13 protein-coding genes are annotated in these 16030 nt (G+C 71.5%); 3 read left to right on the forward strand and 10 right to left on the reverse strand.

The window, feature by feature from the left end; genetic code table 11:
- Positions 1-364: 364 nt before the first annotated feature.
- Positions 365-988, reverse strand: coding sequence for a pyridoxamine 5'-phosphate oxidase (gene pdxH / locus G412_RS0104725; RefSeq protein WP_028811047.1), 624 nt, complete (start codon positions 986-988; stop codon positions 365-367).
- Positions 989-1353: 365 nt separating this feature from the next.
- Here pdxH and G412_RS0104730 point away from each other — a divergent pair, with 365 nt between their 5' ends.
- Entirely contained in the window at positions 1354-2454 is a 1101-nt protein-coding gene (locus G412_RS0104730; protein WP_028811048.1) for a citrate synthase 2, read from the forward strand.
- Between the two features lie 50 nt (positions 2455-2504).
- Here the strand turns inward: G412_RS0104730 and G412_RS0104735 are convergent, their stop codons facing one another.
- From G412_RS0104735 to G412_RS33335, 9 genes are all read right to left on the reverse strand, one after another.
- The gene (locus tag G412_RS0104735; protein WP_028811049.1) at positions 2505-3140 is read right to left on the reverse strand and encodes a TetR/AcrR family transcriptional regulator; all 636 of its coding nucleotides are present in this window, start codon (positions 3138-3140) and stop codon (positions 2505-2507) included.
- Positions 3128-3868: an enoyl-CoA hydratase family protein gene (locus G412_RS0104740; RefSeq protein WP_028811050.1), complete on the reverse strand. Its 741-nt coding sequence runs from the start codon at positions 3866-3868 to the stop codon at positions 3128-3130. Before G412_RS0104740 ends, G412_RS0104735 begins: the two co-directional genes overlap by 13 nt.
- Positions 3865-5478 (reverse strand): 4-coumarate--CoA ligase family protein, encoded by a 1614-nt coding sequence (locus G412_RS0104745; protein ID WP_028811051.1) that lies wholly within the window; start codon positions 5476-5478, stop codon positions 3865-3867. The genes G412_RS0104740 and G412_RS0104745 overlap by 4 nt, the downstream gene beginning before the upstream one ends.
- Positions 5479-5522: 44 nt before the next feature.
- Positions 5523-6686 (reverse strand): acyl-CoA dehydrogenase family protein, encoded by a 1164-nt coding sequence (locus tag G412_RS0104750; RefSeq protein WP_028811052.1) that lies wholly within the window; start codon positions 6684-6686, stop codon positions 5523-5525.
- Entirely contained in the window at positions 6683-8662 is a 1980-nt protein-coding gene (locus G412_RS0104755; RefSeq protein ID WP_028811053.1) for an ATP-binding protein, read from the reverse strand. Before G412_RS0104755 ends, G412_RS0104750 begins: the two co-directional genes overlap by 4 nt.
- Before the next feature lie 20 nt (positions 8663-8682).
- Positions 8683-10296 carry an acyl-CoA carboxylase subunit beta gene (locus G412_RS0104760; RefSeq protein WP_028811054.1) on the reverse strand — a complete coding sequence of 538 codons (1614 nt, stop codon included), beginning with the start codon at positions 10294-10296 and terminating at the stop codon, positions 8683-8685.
- Positions 10297-10375: 79 nt separating this feature from the next.
- A complete protein-coding gene (locus G412_RS0104765) occupies positions 10376-12082 on the reverse strand; it encodes an acyclic terpene utilization AtuA family protein (RefSeq protein ID WP_208857839.1) in 1707 nt (568 codons plus the stop codon).
- Between the two features lie 80 nt (positions 12083-12162).
- A complete protein-coding gene (locus G412_RS0104770) occupies positions 12163-12969 on the reverse strand; it encodes a TIGR03084 family metal-binding protein (protein WP_028811056.1) in 807 nt (268 codons plus the stop codon).
- A gap of 94 nt (positions 12970-13063) precedes the next feature.
- On the reverse strand, positions 13064-14071 hold the full coding sequence (locus G412_RS33335) for an EamA family transporter (protein WP_051338133.1): 1008 nt from the start codon (positions 14069-14071) through the stop codon (positions 13064-13066).
- Positions 14072-14310: 239 nt separating this feature from the next.
- Here G412_RS33335 and G412_RS39565 point away from each other — a divergent pair, with 239 nt between their 5' ends.
- Positions 14311-15381, forward strand: coding sequence for a serine hydrolase domain-containing protein (locus G412_RS39565; protein WP_051338134.1), 1071 nt, complete (start codon positions 14311-14313; stop codon positions 15379-15381).
- Positions 15353-15901, forward strand: a complete 549-nt coding sequence (locus G412_RS0104785) for a hypothetical protein (protein ID WP_037647637.1) — start codon at positions 15353-15355, stop codon at positions 15899-15901. Before G412_RS39565 ends, G412_RS0104785 begins: the two co-directional genes overlap by 29 nt.
- Positions 15902-16030: the final 129 nt, after the last annotated feature.

A 16030-nucleotide genomic window follows, 5' to 3' on the forward strand; every position in this document is an offset into this window, starting at 1 on the left:
AGGTGTTCGCCTTTGCTGCACTGCTGTCTGCGTAACCCGGATCATTCAACTGGAACGTGACGCAGCACACACCTCGTTCGGGGAAATAAATGCTCCCCGGTAATTCGGTTGTGGCGAGCGGGAGGGGTTCTTAGGCTTGCGGTACACGTGAAGGGAGGTGGTTCGGAAGTGATGTCATTTCGGACTCGTGAGGTGACTGCGGGCTGACGGCCCGTCGTCGCACTTGTGTGCAGGCCGGCAGATCGTCGGCCGAAATCCCAGCAGTCACTGACCCGCGGGCTCGCCGGTAAGTCCGGCCGGCTCCTCTTCGGAGGGACCAGAGCCCGCGGGTTTCTGCGTTCCACGGGCCTTGGGCGGCAGAGCGCTACGGGCAGAGGCGCTCCACGCGCCATGCGTCGCCCTCGGCGACGTACCGCAGGCGGTCGTGCAGGCGGTTCGCGTGGCCCTGCCAGAACTCGACGGTCTCGGGGACGACCCGGTACCCGCCCCAGTCCGGCGGCACCGGTACGCGCTCGGTGTGGGGGTAGCGCGTCGCCAGTTCGTCGTAGCGGGCGAGCAGCTCTTCGCGGGATGCGATCACGGAGGACTGGGCGCTCGCCCAGGCGCCGAGCTGTGAGCCGTGCGGGCGTGTTCTGAAGTACGCCGCTGTCTCGCCGCGGGCGGTCCGCACGGCCGTGCCGGTGACTATCACCTGGCGTGCGACCTGGTGCCACGGGAAGAGCAGCGAGACGTACGGATTGGCCGCGATCTCCTGGCCCTTGCGGGAGGCGTAGTTCGTGAAGAAGACGAAGCCCTGGTGGTCGTACTTCTTGAGCAGGACCGTGCGCGACGAGGGCCGGCCGGCGGGGGTTGCCGTGGAAAGGATCATGGCGTTCGGCTCGTGGAGGCCGGCGGTGGCGATCTCTCTGAACCAGTGGTCGAACTGGCCCATCGGTTCGGCGGCGAGTTGCGCCTCCGTGAAGGCTTCGCTGCGATAGTGCTCGCGCATGGCGGCGGGATCGAAATCTCGGTTCGGCACGGTGCCATCCTGCCGCAGGGGCCCAGTTTGCCCGGCACCCGGTGCCATCAACCCTCGGCCGGGAAATGGGGCAGTGTGCCGGTAATCACGCTTCCCCGCATCGGCGGAACCCGCCAAAATGTGGGCGCCGGGCACTGTGACCTCCATACAGCAGGGGATATCGTGCCTGCTTCCGGAGCGGTGGGGTGACCACCTGCCGCGCGGGAAATCACCGGGGTGAGCGATGATGCCCGGAACCTGACCGGAGCTGACCGGACTGGACCTGACCTGACCCCTGGTCACACGCCCTTTGCCGCTTGTCGATGCTTGTCGAACACATCATGAGGAGCCGCCTGATGTCCGACTTCGTACCCGGACTCGAAGGAGTCGTCGCGTTCGAAACGGAGATCGCAGAACCGGACAAGGAGGGCGGTGCGCTCCGTTACCGGGGGGTCGACATCGAAGACCTCGTCGGGCACGTGTCCTTCGGGAACGTGTGGGGTCTGCTGGTCGACGGCGCGTTCAACCCCGGACTGCCGGCCGCCGAACCGTTTCCGATCCCCGTCCACTCCGGTGACATCCGTGTCGACGTACAGTCCGCGCTCGCGATGCTCGCGCCCGTGTGGGGCCTGAAACCGCTGCTCGACATCGACGAGCAGACCGCGCGCGACGACCTCGCGCGCGCCGCCGTCATGGCGCTGTCGTACGTCGCCCAGTCGGCGCGCGGGCAGGGCCTGCCGATGGTCCCGCAGAAGGAGATCGACAAGGCGGAGACCGTCGTCGAGCGCTTCATGACGCGCTGGCGCGGCGAGCCCGACCCCAAGCACGTCAAGGCCGTCGACGCCTACTGGACGTCGGCCGCCGAGCACGGCATGAACGCCTCCACGTTCACGGCGCGCGTGATCGCGTCGACCGGCGCCGATGTGGCCGCCGCCCTGTCCGGCGCGGTCGGTGCCATGTCCGGGCCGCTCCACGGTGGTGCCCCCTCGCGCGTCCTCGGCATGATCGAGGAGATCGAGCGCACCGGTGACGCGACCGCGTACGTGAAGCGGGCGCTGGACAAGGGCGAGCGTCTGATGGGCTTCGGCCACCGCGTGTACCGCGCCGAGGACCCGCGGGCGCGCGTTCTGCGGCGTACCGCGAAGGAGCTCGCCGCGCCGCGCTTCGAAGTCGCCGAGGCGCTGGAGAAGGCCGCTCTGGAGGAGCTGCACGCACGGCGGCCCGACCGGGTGCTCGCGACGAACGTCGAGTTCTGGGCGGCGATCGTGCTGGACTTCGCGGAGGTCCCGGCGCACATGTTCACGTCGATGTTCACGTGTGCGCGTACGGCCGGCTGGAGCGCCCACATCCTGGAGCAGAAGCGCACGGCCCGCCTGGTGCGGCCGTCGGCGCGGTACGTCGGTCCCACGGCGCGGGGGCCGCAGGAGATCCCTGGCTTCAGGGACATCACGGGCTGAGTTCGTCACGTACGGCGGCGCCGCACCCTCGTGGAGGGTGCGGCGCCGTTTCACTGCGCCTCTGGTGGCGCGGGCTCAAGGGCGTTGTCCAGAAGCGTCGCCCACTGCGCCACCACCCTTTCGCGGCGTGCCGCGTCGTCGGTGAGGAGCGTGGCCAGGCCGAGGCCGCGCGCCATGTCGAGGAAGCCCTGGACCGTTTCGCGTACGCCGGGAACGGACTCGTCCGCGCCGAGGAGCTCCACCGCGATCCGGTGCGACTCGCGTCCGACGCGCGCCTCCAGCTCCGTGACGCGCGGTCGCAGCGGGTCCTCGTTGGAGGCTGCCACCCACAGGTGCAGGGCGGCCCGGAAGAGCGGTCCCGTGTAGAGGCCGACGAGTGCGCCGACGACAGCGGTGCGGTTGGCGGCGCCGTGCGGGAATAGGGCGCGCAGTGCCGTGGAGCGTTCCTCGGCGACGTACTCGACGGCCGCCGTGAAGAGGTCTTCCCGCGTCGGGAAGTGGTGCTGGGCCGCGCCGCGTGAGACGCCGGCCCGTTCCGCTACGACGGACACCGTGGAGCCCGCCCAGCCGCGCTCGGCCAGGCACGACACCGCGGCTTCCAGCAGGCGCTGCCGGGTGGCCCTGGAGCGGTCCTGCTTGGGGGCCTTGCCGGTGGCCGGGGTGGTTGTCGGGGTCACAGCACCCATGCGGGGTCCCGTCGTTCGAGGAATGCCGTCACGCCTTCGGCCGCCTCCCGTGAGGCGAACAGACGCGCGGACTGCTCGACGAGCGTGTCCGTGTCCCGGTCGAAGGCTGCCAGCACTGTAGCCGTGACCAGACGCTTGGACTCGGCCAGCCCCTGCGGGGAGGCTCTGCGCAGCCCGTCGAGCACGGGTGCGAGCGCCTCGTCCACGTCAGGGTCCCCGGACGCGACGGTGATCAGCCCGACACGGGCCGCCTCAGCGGCGTCGAACCGTTCTCCGGTCAGGTAGTAGCGGGCGGCGGCGCGCGGGTCCAGGCGGGGCAGCAGCGGCATCGAGATGACGGCGGGGGCGAGCCCGAGCCGGGATTCGGTGAACGCGAAGCTCGCGCCGGGCCCCGCCGCCGAGATGTCGCACGCGCCGAGCAGTCCGAGCCCGCCGGCCCGTACGTGTCCCTCCACACGGGCCACGACCGGCTTGGGCAGTTCGACGATGCTCCGCAGGAGGGCGACGAAGGCCGCCGGGCCGGGCGGCGATTTGAGGTCGGCGCCCGCGCAGAAGGTGCCTCCTGTGTGGGTGAGTCGCACGGCGCGTACGGAGGGGTCCTTCGCGCACGCGGACAGGGCGTCGCCGAGCTCGGCGACGAGGCGCGCGGACAGCGCGTTGCGGTTTTCCGGTGAGTCGAGCGTCAGGGTGGTGATCCCGCGATCGTGCGCGGCGGGTACCAGGGTCATGCGCTCTCCCCTGCACGTTCGCGCAGTGCTTGCAGTTCGCGCAGTTCGCGCAGTTCGCGCAGTTCGCGCCTGAGGATCTTTCCGGAGGCCGCCCTGGGGACGCTTGCGATGAACGCCACGCGGCGGACCTTCTTGTACGGGGCGACGCGCTCGGCGACGTACGCCATGACGTCGTCCTCGGTGAGGCGCGCGGCCGGCTGCGGGACGACGTACGCCATGGGCACTTCGTTGCCGTCCTGGTCGTACACGCCGATGACGGCCGCGTCGGCGATCGCTTCATGGGTGAGAAGGAGCGCTTCGAGTTCGGCGGGTGCCACCTGGAAGCCCTTGTACTTGATGAGTTCCTTGACCCGGTCGACGACGAACAGCCAGCCGTCCGCGTCGGTCCTTCCGACGTCACCGGTGTGCAGCCATCCGTCGGCGTCGATCATGGCGGCGGTGGCGTCGGGGCGGCAGAGGTAGCCCTTCATCACCTGGGGGCCGCGGATGGCGATCTCGCCCTCCTCTCCCGCGCCCACGTCCCTTCCGGGGTCGTCGAGGGAGAGGATGCGCATTTCCGTTCCCGGAAGCAGCTTTCCGACCGTTCCCGGCGGCGGGTTCGGCGCGTTCCGGGGAACGACGTGGGTGCCGGGGGACAGTTCCGTCATGCCGTACGCCTGGAGGACCGGCGGCAGCCCGAGGCGGCGCGAGCAGGCTTGCGCGAGAGCGGCGTCGAGCGGAGCCGCGGCGCTGACGATGTACTCCAGGCCGGACAGGTCGTACTTCGTGACGGCGGGGTGTTTGGCGAGGGCCAGGACGATCGGCGGGGCGACGTACAGGCCGTTGATGCGGTGCTGCTGGATGGCGCCGAGGAACTGGTCGAGTTCGAACCGCGGAAGTACGACGACCGTCGCACCATTGCGCAGGGGTGCGTTCATGAGCGCGGTGAGGCCGTAAATGTGGAAGAAGGGAAGCACCGCGAGGATGCGGTCGCCGGGGCCCATGGGGATGAAGGGGTCGAGCTGCGCCAGGTTGGTGGCGATGCTGCGGTGCGTCAGCATCACGCCCTTGGGAACGCCTGTGGTGCCCGACGAGTACGGGAGCGCCGCGATGTCCTCGGACGGGTCGATGGTGAGCTGCGGCTCGGGAGCGGTCGAGGCGAGCATGTCGAGGACGGAGCGGTGTCCCTCCGCGCTGTCGCAGACGAAGATCTCCTCGATCCCGCCGACGAGTTCGGCGGCCCTTCGCGCGACGCCCAGGAGCGGTGAGACGGTGACGATCCAGCGGGCGCGGGCGTCGGCGAGCTGCTTGGCGAGCTCCTCCGCGGTGGACAGCGGGTGGATGGTCGTGACGGTCGCCCCGGCGCGTGTGGCGGCGTAGAAGACCACGGGGTACGCGATGGTGTTGGGGCTGTGCAGGGCGAGTACGTCGCCCTTCCGCAGGCCCGCCTCGGCCAGCGCGGCGGCGATCCGCCGGTGGAAGGTGTCCAGTTGGCTGTACGTGATCGTGTCGCCGTTCGTCCCGTCGATCAGGGCGGGAGTGTCGCCGTACTCGGCGGCCCTTGCGAGCACCGCCTCGTGGATGGGCAGCTCGACGGGCTCTACGGGTGCGTACTCGCTCTGGAACGCCATGACGGTCCCTTCCGCGGTATGGGTGGTGGCCAGAATCCCGCGTGCTAGTACGACTTGGGGAGTCCCAGGGACTGGTGGGATACGAAGTTCAGGATCATTTCGCGGCTGACGGGCGCGATACGGGCCACCCGTGCGGCGGTGATCAGCGACGCGAGGCCGTATTCGCGGGTGAGTCCGTTGCCGCCCAGGGTGTGGACGGCCTGGTCGACGGCCTTCACGCAGGCCTCGGCGGCGGCGTATTTCGCCATGTTGGCGGCCTCCCCGGCTCCCGGGTCGTCACCGTCGTCGTAGAGCCGGGCCGCTTTCTGCATCATGAGGCGGGCCAGTTCGAGTTCGATGTGGGCCTGCGCGAGGGGGTGGGCGATGGCCTGGTGGGCGCCGACGGGGGCCTTCCAGACGGTGCGTTCCCTGGCGTACTCGACGGCCCTGTTGACGGCGTAGCGGCCCATGCCGACGGCGAAGGCGGCGGTCATGACGCGCTCGGGGTTGAGGCCGGCGAAGAGCTGGAGGAGGCCTGCGTCCTCGTCGCCGACGAGGGCTTCGGTGGGCAGGCGCACGTCGTCGAGGACCAGCTCGAACTGCTTCTCCGGTGCCTGGAGTTCCATGTCGATCTGTGAGCGCCGGAAGCCCGGAGTGTCGCGGGGGACGATGAACAGGCACGGTTTGAGGCGGCCCGTCCGCGCGTCCTCCGTGCGGCCGACGATGAGGGTCGCGTCGGCGATGTCGACGCCGGAGATGAAGACCTTGCGGCCGGTGAGCAGCCAGTGGTCGCCGTCGCGGCGGGCGGTGGTGGTGATCCGGTGGGAGTTCGATCCGGCGTCGGGCTCGGTGATGCCGAAGGCCATGGTGAGGCTTCCGCCGGCGAGCCCCGGCAGCCAGGCGGCCTTCTGTTCGTCCGTACCGAAGCGGGCGATGACGGTGCCGCAGATGGCGGGCGAGACGACCATCATGAGGAGAGGACACCCGGCTGCCCCCAGCTCCTCCAGGATTATGGACAGTTCCGCTATCCCGCCGCCTCCTCCGCCGTACTCCTCGGGAAGGTTCACACCGAGGTAACCGAGCTTCGCGGCCTCGGCCCAGAGCGCGTCGGGGTGCGCCCCTTCGCGTACGACGGTGGTCATGTAATCGCGTCCGTAACGCTTCCCGAGAGCGGCGACGGCCGCTCGGAGCGCTTTGTGTTCTTCGGTTTCCACCACGGCGGTGCTCATGGCTGCTGTTCCTCCTGGGACTCTTCGCCAGGCTCGGCGGCCTGTACGACGGCGAGCAGGGCGCCGACCTCGACCTGGCGGCCGGGGGCGGCGTGGAGCGCGGTGAGCGTGCCGGAGGCGGGAGCGGAGATACGGTGCTCCATCTTCATGGCCTCCAGCCAGAGCAGGGGCTGCCCGGCGGTGACGTGATCGCCTTCCGTGAGCCCTTCGGCGACGCGGACGACGGTTCCCGGCATGGGCGCGAGCAGGGAGCCCGGCTCCGTGCGGGCCGTGGGGTCGGGGAAGCGGGGCAGCGCGGTGAGGGTGTGCGAGCCGCCGGTGGGCGTGTCGGCGTACGTCCGGCCGCCGGGGTGCACGGTGATGTGGAAGTGCCGCAGTACGCCGTCGGTTTCGAGGGTCACGTGATCGGCTCGTACGTCGTGCACGCGAACGCCCGGAGTGCCTTCGGCGGTGAAGCCGTCTCGGGTGACCCGGTAGCGCACCTCGTGCTCCGTGCCGTCGGGCTCGGTCCGGTAGGTCTTCACCTGTGGCTGGGACGGCACGTTGCGCCAGCCGCCGAGCCGGGCCGTCGTCGTGGTTCCGGTGATCCGCCGGGCGGCGGCGTCGGCGAGCGCTGCGGCGAGCGCGGCCAGTGCCCCTTGCGAGGGGTCCGGGGAAGCCTCGGTGAGCGCGTCCAGGTGCCGGTCGTAGAAGCCCGTGTCGAGCCGTCCGGCGGCGAAGTCGGGGTGCCGTAGCGAGCGTACGAGCAGTTCCCTGTTGGTCACGGGGCCGTGGATCGTGGCCCGCTCCAGGGCATGGGCCAGCTTGCGCACGGCTTCGGACCGGGTGGGCGCGTGGGCGATGACCTTGGCGAGCATCGGGTCGTAGTGCACCCCGACGACGTCTCCGCCGGCGTACCCGCTGTCGAGCCGCAGTCCGGGGGCCTCGGGGACGCTCAGCATGTGCAGGGGGCCTGTCTGGGGCTGCCAGTCACGGGAAGGGTCCTCCGCGTAGAGGCGGGCCTCCACCGCGTGGCCCGAAGGGGCGGGTGGTCCGGGTGGCAGGGCCTCGCCCTCGGCGACGCGCAGCTGGAGCGCCACCAGGTCGATGCCGTACACCGCCTCGGTCACGGGATGCTCGACCTGGAGGCGGGTGTTCATCTCCAGGAAGTACGGGCGGCCCTCGGCCGAGACCAGGAACTCGACGGTTCCCGCGCCCCGGTAGTCCACCGCCTTTGCCGCCGCCACGGCGGCGTCGTGCAGCGTCGTACGAAGGGTGTCGTCCGAGCCGGGTGCGGGGGCCTCCTCGACGACTTTCTGGTGCCGGCGCTGGAGCGAGCAGTCACGGGTGCCGAGCACCCAGACCGTGCCGTGCGCGTCGGCCATCACCTGGACCTCGACGTGGCGGCCGCGTTCGACGTACGGCTCGGCGAAGACCTCCCCGTCGCCGAAGGCGGACCGTGCTTCCGCGGTCGCGGCGGTCAGCTCGCCAGGGAGCACCGCGAGATCGCGTACGACCCGCATGCCTCTGCCGCCGCCGCCCGCCGCCGCCTTGAGGAGGAGGGGGAGGTCTTCGCCGGTGGCCTTGTCGGGGGCGACGGGGGCCAGGAGCGGGACTCCGCAGGCCGCCATGAGTTCCTTGGCGCGCGTCTTGGAGGCCATGGCGTCGATCGCCTCGGGCGGCGGACCGATCCACACCAGACCCGCGTCCAATACGGCGCGGGCGAACCCGGCGTTCTCGGAGAGGAAGCCGTATCCGGGGTGCACGGCGTCCGCACCCGCCGCCAGGGCGGCCTTCACGACGAGGTCACCGCGCAGGTACGTGTCGGCGGGGGCCGTCCCCGGCAGGCGTACCGCGGCGTCCGCGGAACGCGCGTGGAGCGCGCCCCTGTCAGCGTCGGAGTACACGGCGGCGGTGGTGATGCCGAGGTGTGCGCAGGTGCGGAAGATCCGGCAGGCGATCTCGCCGCGGTTGGCCACAAGGACGGAGTTGATCATCGAACTCATCGGGAGGCCCTTCACATCCGGAAGACGCCGAAGCCGCCGCGCGCGCCCTCGACCGGTGCCGTGTGGATCGCGGACAGGCACAGCCCCAGCACGGTCCTGGTGTCGCGCGGGTCGATGACCCCGTCGTCGTACAGCCGCCCCGACAGGAACATCGGCAGGGACTCCGCCTCGATCTGCTGCTCGACCATGGCGCGCAGCCCCGCGTCGGCCTCATCGTCGTACGGCTGCCCCTTCGCGGCGGCGGACGCGCGCGCGACGATCGAGAGCACTCCTGCGAGCTGCTGCGGGCCCATGACGGCCGACTTGGAGCTCGGCCAGGCGAAGAGGAAGCGGGGGTCGTACGCGCGCCCGCACATGCCGTAGTGACCTGCGCCGTAGGAGGCGCCCATCAGGACGGAGAGGTGCGGGACCCTGGAGTTCGACACCGCGTTGATCATCATCGCGCCGTGTTTGATGATGCCGCCCTGCTCGTACTCCTTGCCGACCATGTAGCCGGTGGTGTTGTGGAGGAAGAGGAGGGGGATGTCACGCTGGTTCGCCAACTGGATGAACTGGGCGGCCTTCTGGGACTCCGCGCTGAACAGGACGCCCTGTGCGTTGGCGAGGATGCCCAGGGGGTGGCCGAGGAGGCGGGCCCAGCCGGTGACGAGGCTGGACCCGTACAGCGGCTTGAACTCGTCGAAGTCCGAGGCGTCGACGATCCGGGCGATCACTTCGCGCGGATCGAAGGGGACCTTGAGGTCGCCGGGGACGATGCCGGCGAGTTCTTCCTCGTCGTACTTGGGCGGCTCGGCGGGGGCCTGTGCCGGGTCCGCCTGCGCCTTGCGCCAGTTGAGGCGGGCGACGACGCGGCGGGCCTGACGCAGGGCGTCGTGCTCGTCCAGGGCGAAGTAGTCGGCGAGACCGGAGGTACGGGCGTGCATTTCGGCGCCGCCGAGGGATTCGTCGTCCGACTCCTCGCCGGTGGCCATCTTGACGAGGGGCGGGCCGCCGAGGAAGACCTTCGAACGCTCCTTGATCATGATGGTGTGGTCGGACATGCCGGGGATGTACGCCCCGCCGGCCGTGGAGTTGCCGAAGACGACCGCGATGGTCGGGATTCCGGCGGCCGAGAGGCGGGTGAGGTCGCGGAAGAGCGCACCACCGGGAATGAAGATCTCCTTCTGGGAGGGGAGATCCGCCCCGCCGGACTCCACGAGGCTGATGCACGGGAGGCGGTTCGCGTACGCGATCTCGTTTGCCCGCAGCGCTTTTTTGAGGGTCCAGGGGTTGGAGGCGCCGCCGCGGACGGTGGGATCGGTGGCGGTGATGAGGCACTCCACGCCCTCGACGACGCCGATTCCCGTGACCATGGACGCGCCTACCGCGTACTCGGGTGAGGCGCTGCCCCAGGCGGCCAGGGGTGACAGCTCCAGGAACGGGGTGTCGGGGTCGAGGAGCAGCTCGATGCGCTCGCGGGCGAGCAGCTTGCCGCGCTCGCGGTGGCGGGCGACGTACTTCTCGCCGCCGCCGGCGAGGGCTTTGGCGTGCTCGGCGTCGAGGTCAGCCAGTTTGGCGAGCATGGCGGCGCGGTTGGCGGCGTACTCGGGGGCGTGAGGGTCGAGTGCGGTGGGGAGCACGGTCACCGGGTCACCGCTTCCCGAACCGGGGCTCCGCCCCGGACCCCGGCCCTCAAACGCCGGACGGGCTGAAAGTGGCCGCACTTCACAGGAGTACCTCCGGTATGTCGATGTGGCGGGAGCGCAGCCATTCGCCCAGTGCTTTCGCCTGGGGGTCGAAACGGGCCCGGGAGGCGACTCCCTCGCCCAGGAGGCCCTCGACCACGAAATTCAGGGCTCGCAGGTTCGGCAGAACGTGTCGTACGACGGGGAGGTGCGCCGTCTCCGGGAGCAGCCGCCGGAAGCGGTCCACCGTCAGTTCGTTCGCCAGCCACCGCCAGGCGTCGTCCGACCGCACCCACACACCTACGTTCGCGTCCCCGCCCTTGTCCCCGCTGCGGGCGCCCGCGACGAGGCCGATCGGGGCGCTGCGTGTCGGACCGGTCAGTGGGGGCGGCAGGCCCGGCGCGTCGCCGACCGGCTCAAGGACCCGCGTACGCGCGGGATGCGGCACCCGCACCCGCTCCCCCTCCGGCAGCACCGCGACGTGCTTCACCTCCCCCGCGTCCACGTACGCCGCCTCGAAGACTCCGTACGGCGCCCCTTTTCCCGGCGGAGCCGTCACGTGGAAACCGGGGTAGCTGCCGAGCGCGAGCTCGATCGCCGCGCCGCTGATCACACGGCCGACGTTCGCCGGATCCGGGTCCCGCACGACCAGTCGCAGCAGTGCGCTCGCGCGTTCCTGCGTGTCGGCGTCCGGCCGGTCCGTGCGCACCAGTTCCCAGCGGACCCGGGCCGGGCGGCGTTCGGCCGACGACAGCGCGTCCTCCAGTTGTGCCCGTACGAGCTCGGCCTTCTCCTCGATGTCCAGGCCGGTCAGTACGAACGTGACCTCGTTGCGCCACCCGCCCATCCGGGTCACCCCGGCCTTGAGGGTGGGTGGCGGCGCCTCTCCGCGTACGCCCGAGATCCGCACCCGGTCGGGCCCCTCCCGCGCGAGGCGTACGGTGTCGAGTCGTGCCGTGACGTCGGGGCCCGCGTACCGGGGTGCGCCCGTTTCGTACAGGAGCTGCGCGGTGACTGTTCCCGTGTCGACGTAACCGCCCGTTCCCGGATGCTTCGTGATGACCGAGGAACCGTCGGCGTGGATCTCCGCGAGCGGGAAACCGGGGCGCCTTACGTCACTTGGCCGCTCACGTGGCCGGTCACTTGACCGGTCACTTGACCGGTCACTCGACCGGCCGCTCGACCGGTCGCTCGACCGGGAACGGCCGGAGAAGAACGCGTAGTTGCCCCCCGTCGCCTGTGCCCCGCACTCCAGCACATGCCCGGCCACCACCGCCCCTGCCAAGCGGTCGTACTCCTCGGGGCCCCAACCGAACCACCATGCGGCCGGTCCGGTGACCAGTGCCGCGTCCGTGACGCGCCCCGTCACCACCACGTCCGCGCCCGCTGCGAGGCACTTCGTGATGCCGCCGCCGCCCAGGTAGGCGTTGGCGGTGAGCGCTCCTTCGGGCAGCGGCAGACTGTCGCCTTCCACGTGCGCGACCCGCAGCGGCACCCCGGCCCGTTCCGCGAGTTCCCGTACGGCGTCAGCGAGCGCGCCCGGATTGAGCCCGCCCGCGTTGGCCACGATCCGTACCCCGCGCTCGTGGACGTGGCCGAGGTTGTTCTCCAGTTGCCGCAGGAAGGTTTTGGCGTACCCGAGACGGGGGTCCTTCAGGCGGTCGCGTCCGAGGATGAGCATGGTCAGTTCGGCGAGGTAGTCCCCTGTGAGTACGTCGAGTTCGCCGCCGGTGAGCATCTGCGTCATGGCGTCGAAGCGGTCGCCGTAGAAGCCCGAGGCGTTCCCGATCCGCAGCGGCCGCCGGCCGCTCTGCCCGCCACCGGGGGTCACGCGGCTCCCCCGCCCCGCCGCTTCGGTTCCCGACCCGCGCCCGCCGGTCCCGCGAACGCCTGCGCGATGTCCAGCCACCGGTCGGCGTCGGCGCCCTCGGCCCGTACCGCCACGTCGTCACGGTGGGCCCGCTGGGTCACCAGGAGGCAGAAGTCGAGCGCCGGTCCCGTGACCCGCTGCCGGGCGTCCTCGGGCCCGTACGCCCAGAGCCCGGACCCGTCCGGCGCGGTCAGCTCCACCCGGAACTCCTCGGCGGGCGGGGTGATCCCTCGCACCGCGAAGGCGTAGCCGCGCGCCCGCACCCCGATCCTGGCCACATGCCGCAGCCGCGCCGTCGGCGCCCGTCGTACGCCCACCGCGTCCGCGATGTCCTGGCCGTGCGCCCAGGTCTCCATCAGCCGCCCGGTGGCCATCGAAGCGGCGCTCATCGGCGGCCCGTACCAGGGGAACTTCACCCCGTCCGGAGCCGCCCGCAGCGCTCGTTGGAGCTGTTCGCGGCCGTCGCGCCACCACGCCAGCAGCTCGTCGACCGGCAGCTCCGCTCCCGCCTCCGCGCCCTCGTCGACGAAGCGCTCGGGCGCGGCCAGCGCCTCCTGGGCCTCCGCCGCGAAGGCCTCGGGATCGGTGACGGACAGCAGCGCCGCTGTGTCCGTCCACGCCAGATGCGCGATCTGGTGGGCGACGGTCCAGCGTGGTGCGGGCGTGGCGAGCGCCCATTGCTGCGCGCTCAGGCCCCGGACCAGGTGGTCGAGTTCCTCCCCTTCGGCGCGGAGATCGTCGAGCACGGCTGCCGGATCGGACACGGTGCGCTCCCCTCGGGGTAGGGCGGTGTGTCCGGAGCATGGCAGCCCCTAAAGAAACAAGCAAGCGTGCTTGCATTATTCGTGGGCGCCGGAATCACAAGACGGGCGTGGACCGCTCCCGCCGCCCCTGCTGCCCCTGCCGCCCCTTCCGGCCCTGCCGCCCCTGGCTCCGTACCGCGCCCATGCTCGCCCCGATGACCAGCGCGATCGCCAGCGCGTCCGTCACGGACAGGGCCTGACTCAGCACGAGGAACCCGGCGACCGCCGCGATGGCCGGCTCCAGGCTCATCAGTACGGCGAAAGTCGCGGCCGGCAGCCGGCGCAGGGCCAGCAGCTCCAGCGTGTACGGCAGCACCGACGACATCAGCGCGACCGCCACCCCCAGCGCCACCGTGCGCGGCTCCAGCAGCCTGCCGCCCGCCTCCGCGACCCCGAGCGGCAGGCTGAGCAGCGCCGCGACCGCCATCGCGAGCGCCAGCCCGTCCGCTTGGGGGAACCTGCGCCCGGTCCGCGCGCTGAAGAGGATGTACGCCGCCCAGCAGCCGCCTGCGGCGAGCGCGTACGCCGCGCCGACCAGGTCGAGCCGGTCGAAGCCGCCGCCGCTGAGCAGCGCGACGCCGCCGAGCGCGAGTGCGGCCCACACGGCACTCATGGCGCGGCGGGACGCGAACACGGAGAGGGCGAGCGGTCCCAGCACCTCAAGGGTGACCGCCACGCCCAGCGGGATACGGTCCAGCGCCTGGTAGAAGAGACCGTTCATGCCTGCCATGGCGAGCCCGAAGGCGGCGATGGTCCACCAGTCGGCGCGGGCGTAACCGCGCACACGCGGCCGGCACACGACGAGCAGGATCACGGCCGCGGCCGCGAGCCGCAGGGCGACGACACCGGCCGCTCCCACGCTCGGCATGATCGTCACCGCGACGGCGGACCCGAACTGCACCGACATACCACCGCCCACCACCATCGCCACCGGCCCGAGCCGGGCCCCGAGCCGCCCTCCTGCGGCGCCGGAAGCGCCCGCCGCCGGACCTGCGTCGGGTATCGAAGGAGCGGGGGCGGGGGCGGGCGCATGGCCGGGCGCGGCGGAGGTGGGCTGTTCCATGCGCTCCACGGTAAGCGGAACACCACCGTCCACTACCCACACCCCTGACCGGGGCCTCAGCACCTCACCGCCTGGCAGCAGCCAGCATCACCAACAGCGGCACCACGCGGGCCACCGGCACCTCGTACTCGCCACGGCCGCCAGGACTCGGTCCGTACGATCATCTGTACGATCGTACGGACGACCGCCCGCGCCGCCCTCCCGTCCGAGCCCCTGTCCGACGTGAAGGGAAGCCCCCGTTGAGCAGCAGCGGTGAGACCGGCCACTGGGTTCATGGCGACGAAGCGCTGGCAGAACGGGTACGCGCCCTGGACGCGCCGTACGCCGAACGGCGCCAGGTCCTGTCCGTCGCCCTGCTCGACGGCGAACGGACCAGGTTCACCACGCTCGGCAGCCGTCCTCCCACGGCCTGCGAGAAGACCTCCTTCGAAATCGGATCGCTGGCCAAGCCCTTGACCGGCATGCTGCTCGCCCGCCTCGTAGACACCGGCAGGACGGACTGGGACACGACCGTCGCGGACCTGCTGCCGGAGCGCCGGTTCCGTGACCGCGCCACGGCCGCCGCGACCGTCGTCGACCTCGCTACGCACAGGTCCGGCCTGCCCCGGCTGCCGCGCCGCGGTCCCCTGGGCTTCCTGCGCGGCCTGCGGGCGGCGGCCGGGGGCGGCAACCCGTACAACGGGCTCCCCGCCGAGCAGCTCATCGACAAGGCCCTGGAAACCAGCGCCGCAGGCCGCCGGGGGAAGTTCGCCTACTCCAACCTGGGCATGGCGCTCCTCGGCACAGCGCTCGCGCAGAGCCTCGGCCGCGACTATCCGACTGTCCTGCGCGAGTACGTTCTCGCTCCCCTGGGGATGGACTCGACCCGCGTCGCCTCGTCGGCGGACACCCTTCCCGAGTACCGGGCGCAGCCGCATTTCCGGGACGGTACGCCGGTCAGTCCGTGGCTCTCAGTGGGGTACGCGCCGGCCGGAGTGGGCGTCTGGTCGACGGCGGAGGACATGGCACGGCTGCTGACCGCGATCGCGCGCGGAGCGGCCCCCGGCCAGTCGGCGACGGCACCGCGGGCCGCGGCCGTACCCGGCAACCGGATCGGTCTCGGCTGGCTGGTGAACGAGGATTACGGCCGTGACCGCCTCTGGCACAACGGCGCCACGGGCGGGTCCGCCTCCTACCTGGCCCTCGACCGCGACCACGCCCCCGCGCCGCTCCGGCCGCGCGGTGTCGTCGTACTGTCCAACACCGAATACCCGGTCGACGACCTGGGGAAGGCGCTTCTCGATGAGATCTCCGCACCACCACATCGCTGACGAAGGCGCCGCCGGACCCGTCACCATCACGCTGGACACCGCGATGGGCCGGGTGGAGGTTTCCGGGCCCGGCATTCCGACCGCGCTGCTCATGCGGACCGACGGCGACCCGGCGGACAGCCGCCGGCCGGACAGCCGCCGGGCAGACGGTGTGACTCCGGTGGGCACCCGGTCCGCGCACCGCCTCTCCCTGACGGTCGGCGACACCACCGCCCTGCTCGTGCCGGCCCGAGGGCATCTCAGCCGCCGGTCCTACCGGGTCGACGCCAGCGTCGGCGACGTCACGTACCGGCTCGTGCCGCACACCCTCGGCGAGAGCCGGCTGCTGCGCGACGGTGCCCGGCTCGGTGCCTTCCAGGCGGACGGCGATGCCGGCGTGATCGCGGTGTGGGCCGAGGACACCGTGCCCGACCCCGACGACATCAGCGTCGGATACGCCCTGGCCGCCGCCTTCGGCACCGGCGCGCAGCACTTTCTGGCGGCCCTGGTCGACGTGGGCGCCGAGGCCCTGCCCTGGTGAGCCTGTACGGCCGGGGCCACCCCGGCCGGCCACGTCCCCCCGGCCGGGACGCCGTCATCGCCGGTACGGGCACCGACGAACCGGCCGCAGGCGTCACCCTCGCCCGCGCCGGACTGACGGTCGTGCTGT

It is taken from the genome of Streptomyces flavidovirens DSM 40150, from assembly GCF_000429085.1.
Taxonomy (GTDB): Bacteria; Actinomycetota; Actinomycetes; order Streptomycetales; family Streptomycetaceae; genus Streptomyces; species Streptomyces flavidovirens.

Bases quoted from the DNA above. Each gene is read 5' to 3' on its own strand.
- pdxH (WP_028811047.1), bottom strand. From the start codon at position 988: ATGCGCGAGCACTATCGCAGCGAAGCCTTCACGGAGGCGCAACTCGCC.
- G412_RS0104730 (WP_028811048.1), top strand. From the start codon at position 1,354: ATGTCCGACTTCGTACCCGGACTCGAAGGAGTCGTCGCGTTCGAAACG.
- G412_RS0104735 (WP_028811049.1), bottom strand. From the start codon at position 3,140: ATGGGTGCTGTGACCCCGACAACCACCCCGGCCACCGGCAAGGCCCCC.
- G412_RS0104740 (WP_028811050.1), bottom strand. From the start codon at position 3,868: ATGACCCTGGTACCCGCCGCGCACGATCGCGGGATCACCACCCTGACG.
- G412_RS0104745 (WP_028811051.1), bottom strand. From the start codon at position 5,478: ATGGCGTTCCAGAGCGAGTACGCACCCGTAGAGCCCGTCGAGCTGCCC.
- G412_RS0104750 (WP_028811052.1), bottom strand. From the start codon at position 6,686: ATGAGCACCGCCGTGGTGGAAACCGAAGAACACAAAGCGCTCCGAGCG.
- G412_RS0104755 (WP_028811053.1), bottom strand. From the start codon at position 8,662: ATGATCAACTCCGTCCTTGTGGCCAACCGCGGCGAGATCGCCTGCCGG.
- G412_RS0104765 (WP_208857839.1), bottom strand. From the start codon at position 12,082: ATGACGCAGATGCTCACCGGCGGCGAACTCGACGTACTCACAGGGGAC.
- G412_RS33335 (WP_051338133.1), bottom strand. From the start codon at position 14,071: ATGGAACAGCCCACCTCCGCCGCGCCCGGCCATGCGCCCGCCCCCGCC.
- G412_RS0104785 (WP_037647637.1), top strand. From the start codon at position 15,353: ATGAGATCTCCGCACCACCACATCGCTGACGAAGGCGCCGCCGGACCC.